This window comes from Leptothoe sp. PORK10 BA2, from assembly GCF_034932105.1.
In the GTDB taxonomy this organism is placed as follows: domain Bacteria; phylum Cyanobacteriota; class Cyanobacteriia; order Phormidesmidales; family Phormidesmidaceae; genus Leptothoe.
In genome coordinates this window covers 156,991-174,612 of the sequence record NZ_JAYGIG010000114.1, presented here as the reverse complement: position 1 = coordinate 174,612, position 17,622 = coordinate 156,991, and the positions used below count along the sequence as shown (strand labels likewise).

The 17,622-nt window shown below is 48.2% G+C and carries 13 protein-coding genes; 6 read left to right on the top strand and 7 right to left on the bottom strand.

Features of this window, described 5'->3' with window-relative positions:
• Positions 1 to 23 precede the first annotated feature (23 nt).
• Positions 24 to 509: an SsrA-binding protein SmpB gene (gene smpB, locus VB741_RS15600; protein ID WP_323366100.1), complete on the top strand. Its 486-nt coding sequence runs from the start codon at positions 24 to 26 to the stop codon at positions 507 to 509.
• Here the strand turns inward: smpB and VB741_RS15595 are convergent.
• The 6 genes from VB741_RS15595 to tig form a co-directional block, all read right to left on the bottom strand.
• On the bottom strand, positions 506 to 2,041 hold the full coding sequence (locus VB741_RS15595) for a peptide ligase PGM1-related protein (protein ID WP_323366099.1): 1,536 nt from the start codon (positions 2,039 to 2,041) through the stop codon (positions 506 to 508). The two genes, smpB and VB741_RS15595, sit on opposite strands and share 4 nt — an antisense overlap.
• A 147-nt stretch (positions 2,042 to 2,188) precedes the next feature.
• Positions 2,189 to 2,974 carry an RNA polymerase sigma factor SigF gene (locus tag VB741_RS15590; RefSeq protein WP_323366098.1) on the bottom strand — a complete coding sequence of 262 codons (786 nt, stop codon included), beginning with the start codon at positions 2,972 to 2,974 and terminating at the stop codon, positions 2,189 to 2,191.
• A 697-nt stretch (positions 2,975 to 3,671) separates the two neighbouring features.
• Positions 3,672 to 4,523: an alpha/beta fold hydrolase gene (locus VB741_RS15585; RefSeq protein ID WP_323366097.1), complete on the bottom strand. Its 852-nt coding sequence runs from the start codon at positions 4,521 to 4,523 to the stop codon at positions 3,672 to 3,674.
• A gap of 148 nt (positions 4,524 to 4,671) precedes the next feature.
• Positions 4,672 to 6,018, bottom strand: a complete 1,347-nt coding sequence (gene clpX, locus VB741_RS15580; protein ID WP_323366096.1) for an ATP-dependent protease ATP-binding subunit ClpX — start codon at positions 6,016 to 6,018, stop codon at positions 4,672 to 4,674.
• Positions 6,019 to 6,030: 12 nt separating this feature from the next.
• Positions 6,031 to 6,726, bottom strand: a complete 696-nt coding sequence (clpP, locus tag VB741_RS15575; RefSeq protein WP_442786370.1) for an ATP-dependent Clp endopeptidase proteolytic subunit ClpP — start codon at positions 6,724 to 6,726, stop codon at positions 6,031 to 6,033.
• Between the two features lie 306 nt (positions 6,727 to 7,032).
• The gene (tig, locus tag VB741_RS15570; protein WP_323366095.1) at positions 7,033 to 8,403 is read right to left on the bottom strand and encodes a trigger factor; all 1,371 of its coding nucleotides are present in this window, start codon (positions 8,401 to 8,403) and stop codon (positions 7,033 to 7,035) included.
• Between the two features lie 1,005 nt (positions 8,404 to 9,408).
• Here tig and VB741_RS15565 point away from each other — a divergent pair.
• From VB741_RS15565 to VB741_RS15545, 5 genes are all read left to right on the top strand, one after another.
• Positions 9,409 to 10,443, top strand: coding sequence for an aspartate-semialdehyde dehydrogenase (locus VB741_RS15565; protein WP_323366094.1), 1,035 nt, complete (start codon positions 9,409 to 9,411; stop codon positions 10,441 to 10,443).
• Positions 10,444 to 10,668: 225 nt separating this feature from the next.
• Positions 10,669 to 11,568, top strand: a complete 900-nt coding sequence (gene dapA, locus VB741_RS15560) for a 4-hydroxy-tetrahydrodipicolinate synthase (protein WP_323366093.1) — start codon at positions 10,669 to 10,671, stop codon at positions 11,566 to 11,568.
• Positions 11,569 to 11,719: 151 nt separating this feature from the next.
• Positions 11,720 to 13,624, top strand: a complete 1,905-nt coding sequence (locus tag VB741_RS15555; protein WP_323366092.1) for a ribonuclease J — start codon at positions 11,720 to 11,722, stop codon at positions 13,622 to 13,624.
• Between the two features lie 586 nt (positions 13,625 to 14,210).
• Positions 14,211 to 16,268 carry an Rne/Rng family ribonuclease gene (locus tag VB741_RS15550; RefSeq protein WP_323366091.1) on the top strand — a complete coding sequence of 686 codons (2,058 nt, stop codon included), beginning with the start codon at positions 14,211 to 14,213 and terminating at the stop codon, positions 16,266 to 16,268.
• Positions 16,269 to 16,464: 196 nt separating this feature from the next.
• Complete coding sequence (locus VB741_RS15545) at positions 16,465 to 17,019, top strand: ribonuclease HII (RefSeq protein WP_323366090.1); 555 nt, start codon at positions 16,465 to 16,467, stop codon at positions 17,017 to 17,019.
• Here VB741_RS15545 and VB741_RS15540 read toward each other — a convergent pair.
• Complete coding sequence (locus tag VB741_RS15540; RefSeq protein WP_323366089.1) at positions 16,954 to 17,490, bottom strand: DUF1997 domain-containing protein; 537 nt, start codon at positions 17,488 to 17,490, stop codon at positions 16,954 to 16,956. The two genes, VB741_RS15545 and VB741_RS15540, sit on opposite strands and share 66 nt — an antisense overlap.
• Positions 17,491 to 17,622 lie beyond the last annotated feature (132 nt).

Genomic DNA, 17,622 nt, shown 5'->3' with positions numbered 1-17,622 from the left:
GATAGTGGTGGGAAGTTAGGTCAATGGCGCAAACAAACAAAAAATCCCAGCCCAGTGACGGCTTTAAAATCATGGCTGATAATCGCCAGGCCCGGTTTACCTACGAAATTTTAGATAGCTATGAAGCTGGAATTGCTCTCCAGGGCACCGAGGTAAAGTCCATTCGGGCAGGCAAGGTTAATCTGCGTGATGGCTATGCCCAAGTCAAAAATGGTGAAGTTTGGCTGCTCAATGTCCACATTTCGCCCCATGACATGACCAACCAGGCCTATAACCACGAGCCGCGCCGCCCACGGCGGCTGCTGCTACACAAGGCAGAAATCCGTAAACTGATTGGCAAAGTGGAAGAAAAGGGCCTCACCTTAGTGCCCATGAAGCTGTACCTAAAAAAGGGGCGCGTTAAGGTGAACATTGCCATTGGACGCGGTAAAAAGCTCCACGATAAGCGGGAATCCCTGAAGCAAAAGCAGGAAAAACGCGACATTGAGCGCATGATGAAAAATAATTAGCTGGTTTCCCTATCTAGGACGGTGACCACCCGTTCATAAATCTGCTCCGCTTCTTCGGGGGTATTGCCAATGCAGGTAACGCCAAGTTTGCCATGTTCCGATAGGCAACCCATGAGGTGGAAAGCGGCGCCCGTACCGGCAATAGAATTAAAGTGCAGCTGTTCCACCATGATGATGTCCATCAAATCGTCCGGTAGCAGTCCCCGATATTGGTCTTTTTGTAGGTTATCCGAGGCTCGGTAATACTTGGGTTGACCTTGGGGGGTATAAAACTGGCCGTCTTTGAGGTTATAACGACCGTTGGTCAAGAGCTGTAGGGCCATAAAGGGGTGGGTGGTGCCGCCCTTGCGCAAATTGATTTCGATGGCATTTAATTCCCAGCATTGCCCTGATTTCACCGCAATGAAATCAACGCTGTAGCGCTCCAGGGCTCCGCGCTGAGCTAAGATTTCCCCCACCCGCAGCCCCATTTCCTGGAGTTCCATACGATAGGCCTGATCGGCGGGGAACCGACAGCCCAAAAAGATTTGGCCATCTGGCCCACCGAGGATTTGGTCGTGGGTGGAGAGGATCTCCACATCGCCAAACGGATTGATATGGCCCTGGACACTAGGGGAGCGCTTGATGTCGCCTTCAATGAAGGCTTCTGCGATCGCACCCAACTCCCCAATTTTGCGACTAAAATGCTGCCAAGTTTCATGCACATACTGAAAACGCATATTCATCAAAGCCTTCAGTACAGCATTCACCCGGTCATGATGGGATGCCATACCAGGAGCAACGCCAGCTAATGGCTCCAACATCAGCAGGGCATTCCCCTCCCCCGAAAATCCTTCATTCAGCTTAATAACAATGCGCTTTAAACCTGGTTGCCGCTCCCAAAGCTGAGCCGCAGCCCTAGCCAGATCCTGAGGAGCCTGATAGAGACCACTTCCTTCTGGATGAGGCACACCACAGGCAGCAAAAATCTCCCGACTACCGGCCTTAGTCCCTAACTCCAACAAGGTTGGAGGCAAAGCCATGAGCGGAATATTTAAGGCCAGAGCCAACCGCTGCTCCCAGTCCGTAGAGTTGTAACACACCATGTACGCCTCCTGAGGGGAAAGGCAATGACGAATACGCTCGATTAAACGCGGTCGGCCCAAAATTTTCTCAGTCAAGGGCCGCTGCGAGCCATCATAGGTAGAAAATAAGCGCAAGCGTTTCTGGGCATGGGAACTAGGAATCCCCGGCAATAGCTCCAAATAATAATCCACAATGCTGGGATGCAGCGGTTGGGACGTCACATAGATCAAAGACGTATTGGGGTTCCGCAGATGAAGCAACGCAAATAGCAAACGCTCTTCATAGTGATGCACCCCCTCTACCTTGGCTAATTCCTCCTGATCCAAACTGAGGGAAGGCACAACCAAAATCTGTCTAGGGGCCCGATCAAAACAATCAATCGCTTGCCAGCATGTAGCCAACTGAGCCTGCAGCTGGCTACATGCTGCTTTATCCGTGGCGTTCCAGTTATTCCCTTTAGGTGCCACGCTTCCTATCTCCCCTATGCCACACCTATTGATTTTATTACACCCGTTCAGGAGACTGCCCCTCAATACACCTCAATACACAAGTGGCGGCGTGGGATAACCCACGCCGCCACTTATAGCCACTGATGATTGATGCTGCCGACTAATTTAAGGGTCCGTTTGCAATGCCTGGGGTTGCAAATAAGTAATCATTTGATCCACCCCCCGTTGAATGCGACGAGTTACCGTCATCGGACTAACCCCAATGCGCTCAGCCACTTCCTTACGGGAAAGCCCCTTAAAAAAGACAAACTCAATGGCCGAACGGGTTTTCTCCTCTAGCTGACTCAGCGCCCGCTGTAGCTGCTGCCGATCTTCTTCCAAAGCTTGCAGTAGCTGATAATGCACATCGGGCAGAGTGTCTCCCAGGGTAATCGTTGAATCAGTTTGGTGACACACCGTTGCATCCAAACTGAGGGGCATACGGTTTTTATTAGCCATCTTGACCTGACGCCACTCCTTAACCGAAATGGCAAGAGCATCCGCCATTTCATAATCAGAAGGTTGACGACCGTAATGCCGCAGCAAATCGGCCTGCATTTTCTGACTCGCCTTTTGTAAATCCTGCCAACGACGAGGGATTTTAACAGTGGAACCCCGATCCCTTAGGAAATGAAGCATTTCACCGCGAATGTAGGGAACCGCAAAGGAACTAAAAGCGCATCCCTGACTTGGGTCAAATCGCTCAATCGCGCGAATCAAACCAAGATAACCAATCTGTTCAAGGTCCTCATAGGGCTCGGCGCATTGATGACTGACGCGATGCGCTATTTTCCGAACCAAACCTGCATTTAAGCGAACTAAATCATTACGCAATTTGATTGATGGCCTTTGCTTATATGCCATCAGCATCTCCATCCCACGAGAGCGAAGCGATGAGGTTTGAGTAGCCATAGTGTGCTAAATATCCTGTGTCAGGGAGTTAAATCGTGATTTAAGTACATTGTCGGGATGTTGACTTAACCTCACCATCGTTGGATTACGGGACTCAGTCTATGAATTTCCTGAGATACTCCGTATATTCACCCTGGCTGTTTAAATAATTACTTAGTTTCAGATCTTTCAAATGCATACGGTAAAATACATTAATGCGATCTAACCAGTACATTTTCCTAAAGAATAGATTTTTATAAAAAATTATTTTTTATTTTCTTTTACTTGTATAGGTTAGTTATTTAGATCAATTTCAAATAAGTTCTAGGCTTTTACATCTATTTTTCAATAATTTCAGAATCGATCATAATGTTCCTATAGAACAAATATCTTTCAGACCTATAGCTCAGAGTCTGAAAAGGGTTTTCCTAAATTAGAATAGTTGCGTCACTTGCTTGTATTAAGAGTTCCCATCAAGGTTTATCTATGTAACTTTTTTCGTCAAAAAAAATGTTGAACATCACATTGGTAAATCTACTCTCATACCTAAACATCAGTCCTTTTCAGATGAGGATTTAGCCAACCCGACTAAGGACTGATCATCCCATACAGTCCTTTCATGTCCTGGCAAGTCACTGGTGGCAAAACGTGAGCATACAATCCTTCAATAGCCTTACAACCACGGTAGCAAAGCGGAAGTTGAGCCTCAACAAGCCCTCTAATGCTGTGCTAGCGATTGACCATGCAGAAAGTCTTTAAATATCGACAGATAAGTTGTGGCATCTTCGAGCATTGGGAAATGACCAGTTTCTGGTACTTCAAAGTATTCAATGTTGGGATTCAGGGAAGCAGCCTGACGCCCTAGCTCCGCTGGGGTAATTCTGTCGTATTGCCCAGATATGAGCAATGTCGGCACACTAATAGCGGAAAAAGCTCGGGGCATTGCTTCTGTAGCATGTTTACTGACCGAAGCCTTTAAGGTCCCTAAGGCTGTCGCTTGATCAGCTTGTAAAAAATCGTTCAAGAATACCTTTTTATCAGCATAGGGAATTTGCCCTTTGAGAAACCGCGACATAAACATTTGAGGGGCCAATGGAATCCGAGCCAGCCACGATGGCCGAAACATCACGACATAACCGCCAAACTGGTGAAACGCCTTAAAAGCAAGCTCATCATACTCAAAGGAGCCATTGCAAGTAAGAATCGCCCTATTTACCTGTTGGGGATAACGGCTGAGGAAATACAGAGCCACCGAAGCCCCCATGGAATGGGCGCTGATAAATACACGATCTAACTTTAAGGTAGCCAGCAGGCATTCAAGATCGTCAGCAAAACTCTCTAACTCACCCAAATCAGGTGTCATGTTCTGAGCAGCCGAAGAGCGCCCAAACCCTCGTAAGTCGTATAGCAAGCAGTCAAAATCCTGCTTCATTACCTGAGCTGTACGTTCCCAATACCGAGCTGAACCTCCCCATCCATGGAGAAATACAAGGGTAGGCCGATGCCCTTGGGGGCCATCACAAATCCATTCGTAATAATGATCAACTCCATTGAGCGTTACGTAAGCCATGGCACAACCCTTCAGGACAGCAATATTCCATATAGAATCCCATTCAGGGAAACTAAACTAGATAATGCTCGGTTTTAATTAAACCTTGCCCACATCTAAAAAGTTGGACTGGTTATCCAGACAACCCGAAGGTACAACTTGATAGGATCTAAGCAGATTCCGGCTTAGGCAATGACGAAGGATGTACCAGAAGCTCTGCAGTAGAACGCTTCTCCACCATGTCCCGAGTAATTTGAAAACGCTTTGTATCTTTCCTTGAAGGCAGCTCGTACATAATGTCAAGCATAATTTCCTCAATAATGCTGCGCAGGGCCCGTGCCCCCGTCTTGCGACGATAACCTTCCTGGGCAATCGCTCGAATAGCATCTGGCTTAAATTCCAGATTTACATTATCCATCAGCATTAGTTTCTGGAATTGCTTGATCAGAGCATTTTTAGGCTCTGTCAAAATAGCCATCAACGCATCTTCATCCAGATGATTCAGCACTGAAATTGCAGGAATTCGGCCAATAAACTCAGGAATCATCCCAAACTTGACAATATCATCAGCTTCTAAATCCTTTAATACATTGGCCGTTCGCTGATCACGATTGAACTGAGTCTGGTTATCTGCCGAACCTTGTACAAAACCCATGGATTTTTTGCCAATCCGTTGCTCAATAATTTTGTCAAGCCCCACAAATGCACCACCGCAAATAAATAAAATATTGCTAGTGTCAATCTGGATACAGTCTTGATAAGGATGTTTGCGGCCACCTTGGGGAGGAACATTAGCTATCGTACCCTCCAACATCTTGAGCAGAGCCTGCTGCACCCCCTCTCCAGATACATCCCTAGTAATCGATGGATTCTCACTTTTGCGAGCAATCTTATCAATTTCGTCGATATAAATGATGCCCCTCTGAGCTTCTTCGACATCCAGGTCTGCTACCTGCAAAAGCCGCAACAAAATATTCTCAACATCTTCCCCTACATAACCGGCTTCGGTCAGCGTAGTTGCATCGGCTACCGCAAAGGGCACATCTAAAATTTTGGCCAGGGTTTGAGCTAACAGAGTTTTTCCTGACCCGGTTGGACCAATCAATAAAATATTCGATTTTTGCAGTTCTACACTATCTTCTCCCGGATCACCACCCGACTGAACATAGCTCAGGCGTTTGTAGTGGTTATAGACCGCCACAGACAGCACTTTTTTGGCCTCATTTTGACCAATCACATGCTCATCCAAATAGGATTTAATATCCCGAGGCTTAGGAATTTGACTCAGGGAAATATGAGATGGCGATTTACGACCACGCTCAGGAGGTTGCTCCCTACGAGGAGCCGGAGGTGTAACGGCAGAACTGGAATCAAAAAGTTCTTCGTCTAAGATTTCATTGCAAAGGTCAACACACTCGTCACATATATAAACTCCTGGACCAGCAATTAGCTTTCGCACCTGTTCCTGAGACTTACCGCAGAAGGAACATTTAAGATGGGAGTCATACTTAGACATATTTGCCCTAACCTAGTGCGTTGACATCAAATTGGCAGCAGTATCTCGAGAAATCACGGTGTCAATCAAACCATAATCAGCGGCATCAGCGGCAGACATAAAGAAATCCCGCTCGGTGTCTTCTGCTATCTTGTCCAAAGGCTGCCCAGTATGACCAGCCAGTAACTCATTTAATCGTTGCTTCAAATATAAAATTTCTCGAGCTTGGATCTCAATATCAACCGCTTGTCCCTGAGCCCCCCCTAGGGGCTGGTGAATCATGATACGAGCACTCGGCAAGGCCATTCGTTTCCCCTTAGCGCCGCCAGATAGCAAAAATGCCCCCATACTAGCAGCTAATCCAAAGCAAATGGTTACGACATCCGGACGAATTTGCTGCATCGTGTCGTATATGGCCATGCCCGCTGTAATGGATCCCCCTGGAGAATTGATGTAAATCTGAACATCTTTCTCAGGGTCTTCAGCGTCCAAATAAAGTAGCTGAGCCACAATCGAGTCGGCCAAAGTATCGTCTACACCACTGCCTAGAAAAACAATCCTCTCCCTAAGGAGCCGCGAATAGATATCAAAAGCTCGTTCGCCGCGTCCTGATTGCTCTAAAACTATCGGCAGCATATTGCTTGCTCCGTCATTGCCACCAGACAGCCTAGAACCGGACAGGGCCGACTCTTTTGTACTGTGGCAAGGATGAAACATTGATGAATACATATGTTGTCTGACAGTATGCCTTTATATTATGCACTATCCCTTATCCAGGCTATCAGTAAGGGATTGCCCCCATACTCTAGCGAAAACCGACCAATTTCAACAGCCACCCAAGGGATTTTTTTCAATCCTCCATCAGCTCGGGCATGGGTCAGATAACGCAATCCCCTTCAGAGATGGTAACACCAGTCCCTAGAAACCTTTTATCCTTCAAAGAATTTGATCGGATTTAGCTGAACTAAACAAACCAAGGATACTAAATTGCCCTGATGCCTACCTATTGGTTAACATCAGGGCAATTAATAATGACTATTCTTCCTCGGCAACCGCTGCGATGGTATCAGTCTCATCTTCCTGGATGAGGCTACCTTCAGGTACCAACTCGACCGTTGCATGTTCAGCCAACCAGGTCAGAATGGTTTCCTTTAGCAGATCTTCGTGGACAACCTGCTTCAAACGATCTTGATCAATATTGGCAGGATTCTCAACTTCAGCCATCATTTCTTTCATGCGCGTTGCGACAGCTTCATCATCAACGCTAATGGACTCCTGTTTTGCCACTTCCCCTAGAGCTAGGGTGCGTCGCAACCGATCCGTAGCTTCAGGTTTTGCATTGTTACGCATATTCTCGACCAGCTCTTTGGTCAAAAATTTATTAACGTCAATACCTTGATTAGACAGCTGCATCACTGTCTGGGTAACAATATGGTCGACCTCGCGCTGCAACAGGGTCTTCGGAATTTCCACCTCTAGATGGGTAACCAGTTCATCTAAAAGGGCCCTCTCCGTATTGGACTGAGTAGCATCCTTGGCTTCCTGCTGAAAGCGCTCCTCTAGGGACTGCTTCAATTCATCTAGGGTCTCAAACTCGCTTACTTCCTGGGCGAGATCATCATCTAAGTCCGGCAGCTCACGCTCCTTAAGATCATTAAGGGTAATGCTAAAGATAGCTGGTTTACCCGCTAGATCGGGTTGGGGATAGTCGTCTGGAAACGCCACTTCGACGTCTTTGGTTTGGCCAAGCTCCATGCCAACAATGCCCTCGACAAAGCCTGGAATAAATCGCCCTTCTTTAATTTCAACCTGAAATTCCGTTGCACTACCCCCTTCAAACGCCTCAGGTTCTTTGCCGTCCTCAGCAATTTTGCCAACGAAGTCGACGACGGCAACATCGCCCTCCTGGGCTGCCCGATCTTCGATGGGTACTAAGCTGGCTAGATTTTCTTGATACCCTGCTAGGGTTTCAGGAATGCGTTCAGCATCGTAGACAACCTCTTCTACTTTGACCGATAGATTTTTGTATTGCTTAAGCTGTGCCTGGGGTGGAACATCTACAGATGCCGAAATAGTTAATGCCTTACCTGGCTCAAACTCCTCAATTAAGGTTTCAAACCCAGAACGTAATTGATAATTACCCAAAGCATCGATTTTTTCTTGGGCAATAGCTTTGTCAATAGATGTCTGTACAAGTTCTTCAAGGGCGGCGGCTTTGATCCTAGTTGCCCCCAACTGCTGCACTAGGATTTGACGCGGCACCTTGCCTTTGCGAAACCCAGGAATGTTGGCCGTCTTCATATACTTGCGCAGGGTTTGCTCATAGGTCTGCTTAGAGATTTCTGCAGGAACTTCTATTTCTAAGCCAACCTGGCTATCGGGCAATTTTTCCTGGGTAACTTTCATTGGGGATTTCGGTTCTAGTTGATTGTTGCGCAGTGGTTGTACCACAAATCGACTGGTGTAAAGTTTTGATCCGCAAGGAACAGCCCTTTGCAATTTCAGTCAAGTGCTGTCTTGAGCCAAGAGTCAGCACCACCTTTGTTTAGAAAAGCACCGTGGGCATGTAAAGGACACTTAACAAGATTAATGCTTTAGACATTTAGCTGCTAGTGCAGTTAGCTATATTACCTGATTATTCCAATCTACGACCGTAGAGTCTTGAGTGTGTGATCAAGAAGCTCCTCCTTCCTCCAGGCAGTCTGCTTTAGTAAAGATGGTTTAGGGGTGAAGCTATGCCGGTTACTGAGACATGCCTTGGCGAGTGTAGTACTATGGAATAGGAAGGCACTAGGATACTTTGCAAAGCCTCAGGAATTTTAGGCGTTGAAATCCTTTCCTAATAGCTATTTCTGCCACTTGGCTTTACCTTTCGATACTAACGACACTAATTTTGAAAGTCGATTGCCTTCAATCGAGCGTTACGGTCGTCAGTGATGTCCTGGCATTTTGTATAACTGAAGAAGTTGGGACAACCAAAGGAACTTAGGCTGCTTGTCATTCTTATAAGCTGATGTTCATAGGCCACTAACCGAAGTGCATTTGGGTAGCGGTTCCTTATAAAGGTGTTAGAACAGGTAATAGGCGCTAGCTTACTGGTAAGTAGTTACCAATCTTAAGGTTTAGGATTTAGTCGTAAGGTGTACTGTAAAAATTTTCTCTAGAAATTAATTAGCATTTTATGTACTGCAATTGGATTAGAGGATAATTTGGTTTGCGGCTTGACCTGGGGTTGGTTCGAGGGTCTTTGTGGATTTAGCTTTTGTGGATTTAGCTATAGACATTGGGTTTGTGGCGGGTACCGACCTTGGATAGTTACTTCAACCGACCTTAGATAGAGTATTTGGATGTGTTTGGTTCGATATTTTATTTTTAATTAATGCAAATTTTGAACATAGGAGGTTAAATCTTTTGCCTGAAGCGTATCGTGTAGCGATTATGGGTGCTACAGGTGCCGTTGGCACCGAACTTCTAGAGCTTTTGGAAGAACGCAACTTTCCCATTAAAGAGCTGACTCTTTTAGCTTCTCCACGTTCTGCGGGTAAGGAGTTGCTGTTTAAGGGGCAGCCCATTACGGTAAAAGCCATCGGTGATGTGTCTTTCACTGATATTGATTTAGTACTGGCGTCAGCTGGCGGTTCTGTCTCCAAGGAATGGGCACCTAAAGCAGCAGCAGCGGGTGCTGTAGTGGTTGACAATTCCAGTGCATTTCGCATGGATCCAGCCGTACCCCTGGTGGTACCGGAGGTTAATCCCCAGGCGGCATTAAATCATCAAGGGATTATTGCTAACCCAAATTGCACAACCATATTGATGGCTGTGGCTCTCTGGCCACTGCATCAATATCAGCCCATAGAGCGGATTGTGGTTGCCACCTATCAGTCTGCCAGCGGTGCTGGCGCGCGCGCCATGGAAGAGGTTAAGCAACAAGCTCAAGCCATTTTGCAAGGTGAGAAACCGACGACTGAGGCTTTTCCTTATCCATTGGCATTTAATTTGTTTCCCCACAATTCACCGCTCAATGAGATGGGATATTGTGAGGAGGAAATGAAGATGTTGAATGAAACCCGTAAGATTTTTGGGGTTTCTGATCTTCGCATCAGTGCAACTTGCGTGCGCGTACCGGTCTTACGGGCGCACTCAGAAGCGATCAATATTGAGTTTTCGCAGCCGTTTGCAGTGGACAAGGCCCTGGCGTTGTTGGCAAATGCACCGGGTATCAAGGTGGTCGAAGATTGGCAAGCCAATTATTTCCCGATGCCCATGGAGGCTAGTGGTCAAGATGATGTACTTGTGGGCCGGATACGGCGTGATCTATCCCACGACTGTGGCTTAGAACTCTGGCTAAGTGGCGATCAAATTCGGAAAGGGGCAGCACTCAATGCGGTCCAAATTGCTGAGCTCTTGGTCAGTAATAAAGCTTTAAGTTCTAAGGTCTTGGTCTAATTTTGGCCCATTTTTGGGGTCCAATTCAAAATATCCCTTGAGCTTTGGTGGACCTAGAGCCTATGGCCAGAGCAAGAGCATTATTGGGTAGCTAGTGAGTTGAGGGCCATTGAACATGTCAGTTCAGAAAGTCAGGCCCAACGGTAGGGGATGGCGTAATTCTTTGGAAATAGGAATTTCAAAGTTTTTCGACATACGTATGATTTAGTGAGGATAGAATAGGAAGTGACATATTTTGGGCGAGTGCTCACAGCAATGATTACCCCCTTTGATCAGACGGGGGCCGTCGATTATGAGTCTGTAGGCCGCTTGGCATCCCATTTGGTCAACCATGGTACGGATACTATTGTGGTGTGTGGCACTACGGGTGAATCGCCCACCCTTAGTTGGGCAGAGGAATACGAGCTATTTCAGGTAGTTAAAGCCGCCATTAGTGGACATGGTAAGGTGGTCGCTGGGACGGGCTCGAACAGTACTCGGGAAGCTATTGAAGCAACCCAAAAGGCAGCTGAACTGGGTTTAGACGGAACCCTACAGGTGGTGCCGTACTATAACAAACCACCCCAGGATGGTTTGGAGAAGCATTTTAGTGCGATCGCAACCGCTGTTCCCGACCTCCCCGTGATGCTTTACAACGTACCAGGGCGCACCGGACAAAACTTGGCAGCATCTACAGTGGCCAAGCTGGCAGAAATTCCAAATATCATCGCGGTCAAGGAAGCCAGTGGCAATTTAGACCAAGTCAGCGAAATCTGCCGTTTAACCCCACCTGAGTTTGCCGTCTACTCAGGCGATGACTCATTAACCCTGCCCATGCTTGCTGTGGGAGCCGTGGGTGTGGTCAGCGTCGCCAGTCATCTGGTCGGGGACTCTCTACAGCAAATGATTCAAGCTTATGAGAAAGGACAGGTGTTTGAAGCCAGAGACATCCACCTGAAACTTCTCCCCCTTTGCAAAGCCCTATTTGCCACCACCAACCCCATATTGGTCAAATCAGCAATGCAGCTTCAAGGGTGGTCCGTCGGCAAGTGCCGCCTACCCCTAAGCGAGGCCCCTGTCGCCCTAGTGGACGAACTCAAAAACATAATGGCGGCGCTAGAACTCTTACCAACAGCCATTGTATAACCAGCCAACTAAAGGTCCTACAAGCCTCCTAGCCCATATTTTTTTAGTTTATTGCAGAGGTTTATGCCCGTCCCTTAAGCAAATTTCAGCCCGACAGAAACCATCTCTAAACGTTTTTAACCAATTTTTTTGACCTTTCATGAAGGAACCTATGCGCCAACGAACCAGAACCAGCCAACGAACCAGAACTGCTGCTGATAGCGACAACCAAGCCAGTAGCCAGAATAATAACCAAAGACCCCAGATCACCACCCCTAAAGTAGCGGTTAAATCAGCTAATAAATCCCCTAATAACCTAGATAAAAGTACCCTCAAAATCATTCCCCTAGGCGGGCTACATGAAATTGGCAAAAATACCTGTGTCTTCGAAATCAACGATGAAATCATCCTGGTAGATGCCGGTCTAGCATTCCCATCCGAAGAGATGCATGGGGTCAATATCGTGCTGCCAGATGTCACCTATCTGCGGGAAAATTGCCACAAAATCAAAGGCATGATCGTCACCCACGGCCACGAAGATCATATCGGTGGCATTGCCTTTCACCTGAAGCAGTTTGACATTCCAGTGATCCACGGACCTCGGCTAGCCATGGCACTGCTAGCGGACAAGCTGGCAGAAGCTGGCGTATCTGACCGCACTGAGCTGAGGACAGTGAATCCCCGTGACGTTGTCAAACTAGGGCAATCATTTGCGGTCGAATATATCCGCAATACCCACTCCATGGCTGACAGTTTTACCGTAGCCATTCGCACTCCAGCAGGGGTGGTTATTTTCACCGGCGACTTTAAAGTTGATCACACCCCGGTCGATGGCGAATATTTTGACTTTGCCCGGTTAGCTGCCTACGGAGAAGAAGGAGTACTGTGTCTAGTCAGTGACTCCACCAATTCCGAGGTGCCCGGCCATACCCCTTCTGAGCGTTCCGTTTTCCCAAATTTAGATCGAGCATTTAGTGAAGCCTCCGGCCGTCTGATGGTGACGACATTTGCATCGTCCGTACATCGGGTGAATATGCTGCTGGAACTGGCTCAAAAGCATCAGCGTTCGGTATTTGTAGTTGGACGTTCCATGCTCAATGTCATTGCCCATGCCCGCAGTCTCGGATACATCAAATGTCCAGACGACGTGTTCAAACCCTTAAATGCACTCAACAGCTGCCCCGATGAGAAGGCCATGATTTTGACCACTGGGTCCCAGGGAGAGCCCATGGCAGCCCTCACCCGCATATCCAATGGCTCCCATCGTCAGATTAAGGTCCGTGCTGGGGATACCATTATCTTCTCCGCCAACCCAATTCCCGGCAATACCATTGCTGTGGTCAACACCATAGATCGACTCATGGCCCAGGGAGCCAATGTGATCTATGGCAAAGGTAGAGGACTACACGTATCTGGCCATGGAGCCCAGGAAGACCAAAAGCTCATGTTAGCCCTCACCCGTCCAAAGTATTTTCTCCCCGTCCACGGAGAGCACCGCATGTTGGTAAAACATGGGTCAACGGCTCAAAGTATGGGCATACCAGCCGAAAATATGGTGATCATTCAAAATGGCGACATTGTGGCCGTTGACCATGAGCAAGGTATTCGGATTGCTGGCAAGGTGTCCTCGGGCATTGAGCTGGTGGATTCATCCCGCAATGGCATCGTTGGGCAAACGGTCCTCAAAGAGCGTCAGCAACTGGCAGAAGACGGCATCATCACGGTGTCCACGACCATAGATAGTAACGGTAAATTATTGGCCCCCCCCATGGTGCATTTACGTGGCGTGGTAACGAAGCACTCCGAAGCTGATTGGAATGCAAAAATCAACCAGGTGGTGACGTCTGGGCTACGCAGCCGGTGGCGCGAAGTCGTCGATACATCGGGCAATCAGAAAACGGTTCGATGGGATGGACTGAAATCTCGCCTAGAAGAAGAGGTCCGCCACTGCGTACGACGAGAGTTGCCCAAACGATATCCGTTGATCATATTCCTCATGCAGCCCATTGAAGCCGAGGAAACACCTGAGAAACTGCCAGCAACGGCAGCTCCGAAGAAACGAGCCGTCGCTGTCTAACGAGCACATTGCTCCATTGGCCCGCCCTGAATGGGACCAGGGCACATGACGAAAACTCAATCATGAATTACGGCCCTATTCACATTGAATAGGGCCGTAATTTATTGCATTTAAGTCGTGACATGGCCCTATTTTTCGAAAAAACTGAAATAAAAATTTTTAAATCCTGGTCATATGTACACTCTCAAGCTATAATCCATTGCAAATGAAGCTGCCATAGAATAACTACAGAGTTTGTTAGCTGCAGCTCAACCAACGGCGAGTACTGATCAGTTCCGCTTCTGTCAGAGCACTTAAGATTGCAATCTAATAGCGACGCTTTCGGTCTGTCTTGAGGCCCCCAGTACTCTTAATCGGATTTATCTAAACGTCACTTCCAGCTGCCAAGCAGTGAAGTATTTGGATTCCTGTGGTTTTTTCTCTGTAGCCTGCCCATGGCCTCAACAGAGCCCGGCTGACTTTTAATAAAAGTGCCAAAGGGGTTAGGTTAGGGCGGCTGTCTCAGATTTTAAGGATTAATCGTTGAGCTTACGTATGTCAACCTCGGTGGCTTCGGGTTGACTGCATAGGTTTTTGAGGAAATTGGATGCCCAAGCAGATCATTATTGCGGAGCAGCATCGCACTGCCGCCGTTTTTTCGGAAGATCAAATTCAAGAATTAATTGTGGCCACCGGTAGCCACCAAGTGGGAGATATTTATGTAGGTACCATTGAAAACGTACTTTCGGGCATTGACGCTGCCTTCATCAACATTGGAGACAGCGAACGAAACGGTTTTATGCACGTGTCCGATTTAGGACCACTGAAGCTGAAGCGCGCTCCAGGCCCCATTACAGAGCTAGTTGCACCTAAGCAGAAAGTGCTGGTGCAGATTATGAAAGAGCCTACGGGCAATAAGGGCCCCCGACTGACAGGAAAGATCACCCTGCCAGGGCGATATCTGGTTCTAATGCCCTACGGGCGGGGCGTAAATCTGTCCCGCAGAATTCGGAATGAGGCTGAGCGGCATCGACTGCGTGCCTTAGGTATTTTGACTAAGCCACCAGGCATGGGGTTGCTGGTGCGGACCGAAGCTGAAGGGGTGTCTGAAGAGGCCATCATTGAAGATTTGGAAACCTTGCAAAAACGCTGGGACATGGTTCAACAAGAAGCCATGGCCACCCGCCCGCCCGCCTTACTCAACCGCGACGATGACTTCATTCAGCGAGTATTACGAGATGTTTACAATGCTGATGTGAATCGCATTGTAACCGACTCGGATCTTGGCATGCAGCGGGTTAAACAGCATTTATCCAGCTGGAGTGATGGACGTTTACCGGTGGGCGTATTGGTGGACCACCACCGCACCGAGTCTCCTTCCATTCTGGAATATTTTCGAGTCAATGCAGCCATTCGCGAGGCTTTAAAACCAAGGGTTGATTTGCCCTCAGGGGGATACATCATCATTGAGCCCACCGAGGCCCTCACGGTGGTTGATGTTAACTCTGGCTCCTTTACTCGCTCAGCCACCGCTCGGGAAACCGTGCTCTGGACTAACTGCGAGGCGGCCGTAGAGATTGCCCGACAGCTGCGTTTGCGCAATGTGGCGGGTGTGATTGTGATCGACTTTATCGACATGGAGTCTCGGCGCGACCAGATGCAAGTGCTAGAACACTTTGGTAAAGCGTTACAGTCTGACAAGTCTCGCCCTCAGATTTCCCAGCTATCTGAGTTAGGTCTAGTAGAGTTAACGCGGAAGCGTCAGGGTCAGAATATCTATGAGCTATTTGGCCGTCCTTGTCATACCTGTGGTGGCTTGGGGCATCTTGTACAGCTGCCTGGAGAAGCTCCAGTCGAGATACAGAATTCGGCAGTAACCAATCGCGTCGTGTCTCTGCCCAGTGCTCGGGTGGCTCGCCAAGATCGCTTACCCGAGCGCTCATCCGAAAGCTTGGAACCGGATCAAAGCCTCAAGTCTCTAGACTTGGTTAATCATCCTGACTATCAGGACAAGGGTAACGGCCGTAATCGTCGCCGCCGCCGTCGTGGGAATGAAGTTCCGAGCCCCCGTGGAGGTCGTCCAATAGCCGCTCCACCTAAGCTGGCAAACAATGGCAGCAGTCTTACCCCAATTATTGGTTCTGCCCCTGTTTTGACCGCTGAAAGCTCACGGGATGAGCAGGGGACTATGGAGTCCGTCCCTACCCGTGGCAAGCGGACCCGTGGTCGTGGTCGTAAACCAGAAACTCCACCCCAGGTAGTTACGGTAACGCTCACACCTGATGAACAGAGGATCTATGCGGAAATGGGTGTGTCTCCATTAATCCTGAGTCAGGAAGATATCAAAGATACTAAAAATGTCTTGGTGTCTGTGATTAACCCCGGAGAAGTCCCTGAACTGGCCTTAACTAGTTTGACTGAAGCCGATGATTTTGAGGACAATCAGGACTTAGACGAGGCTGGGGAAGACCTCTTTGACGTGGGAGAGCCCATGGAAACAATGGAGCCCGTGGAGGAGAATACATCAGAGGAGTCTAGCGCTTCTTTTGTCGAGGAGACTGACGCCTCCCAACAGGAGGCTGAGCAGACAGATTCAGACCAAGAGGAATCGACAACAGCGGCTCGTCGTCGCCGTCGTCGCCGCTCATCAGCAACAGCGGACTAACCCCATGGCCAGGGCGGTAGATAAGGTTGGAAGAGGCCCTATTATGCTCAGCAAGGCGGGTGTAGACGAGGTTGGAAGGGAACCCCACCCTACTATGCTCATCAAGGCAGGGATAGATGAGGTTGGAAGGGGCCCTATTAAGGTCATCAGGGCGGGTGTAGACGAAGTTGGAAGGGGGGCCTTATTTGGTCCTGTGGTGGCTGCAGCCGTAATCCTACAACCCGATGTGGAGTTGTGGCTACAGCAGCAGGGGGTGGCCGATAGTAAGGCCCTCACCCATAAAAAACGTCAGCAATTGGTGCCGGTGATTGAGTCGGCATCGATTGATGCTCGGATTGGTTGGGTTTCAGTGCGGCAAATTGACCGGATAAATATCTTGCAGGCTTCGTTAAAGGCCATGGGGCAGGCGGTGTTTCGCTTATCGCCTCAGCCCACCCAGTGCTTGGTGGATGGCAACCAACCTATTCCTGAACTAGGTATTGAGCAGCAGACTGTGGTGAAGGGTGATCAATCGGTGATTGCGATCGCAGCCGCCAGTATCCTAGCCAAGGTCTGGCGCGATACCCTCATGATCCGATTAGCCCGCCGCTATCCAGGATATGACCTTGAATCCAACAAAGGCTACGGCAGTCCCAAGCATTTAGCAGGACTCCAAACCCTAGGACCCACAAGATACCACCGTCGTTCATTTAAACGATGTCAACACTCCGCTAGTCCATCCACGATATTCATGGATAAGTCGGCGCTGTAGACGTTGCTTAATAGCCATCAAAATCCCATTTAAAATAGCATTACCCGTCGACTCTAGGAGTGACTTAGGAGTAAACCTAAATGCCGTCGGCAAATCAATGATGATATCTAGCTCAGCATTGCCCGAAACCCCAGAATTATCAGAACGGGCAGCCAGTATCCCCCGCAACTTAAATGAGAATCGACGATTAAGGGCAGCCTGATGTCGCAAACGGCAAGAATCCGAATAAATGATGATTTCATCACATTCATTCGGATAAATCTGCACATCAGCGATCGGCTCTAGAGTCAACATTAAAAACTTAATGGGACGCATACTAAATTGAAACTGATGGCGTCCTAAAACTTTGATTTGGCTAGGATCCGCAAGAGCATACACTAACCGCTCAGTATCACTCAAATACTGATGGATAGGCACAGGAGCAGGGAATATGGCAATTTCTACAGACTGTGAAGCATGTAAATGAACCATTCAGCCAAATTTCACCCCGCACCACATACAAAATACCCATGCTCTAAACGGCATTGCGGCTCAGCCTTGTTATCATCCGAAACTCAAATGATGGGTTATCCAAAAGCCATTATGCTAACTCTAACACCTTTA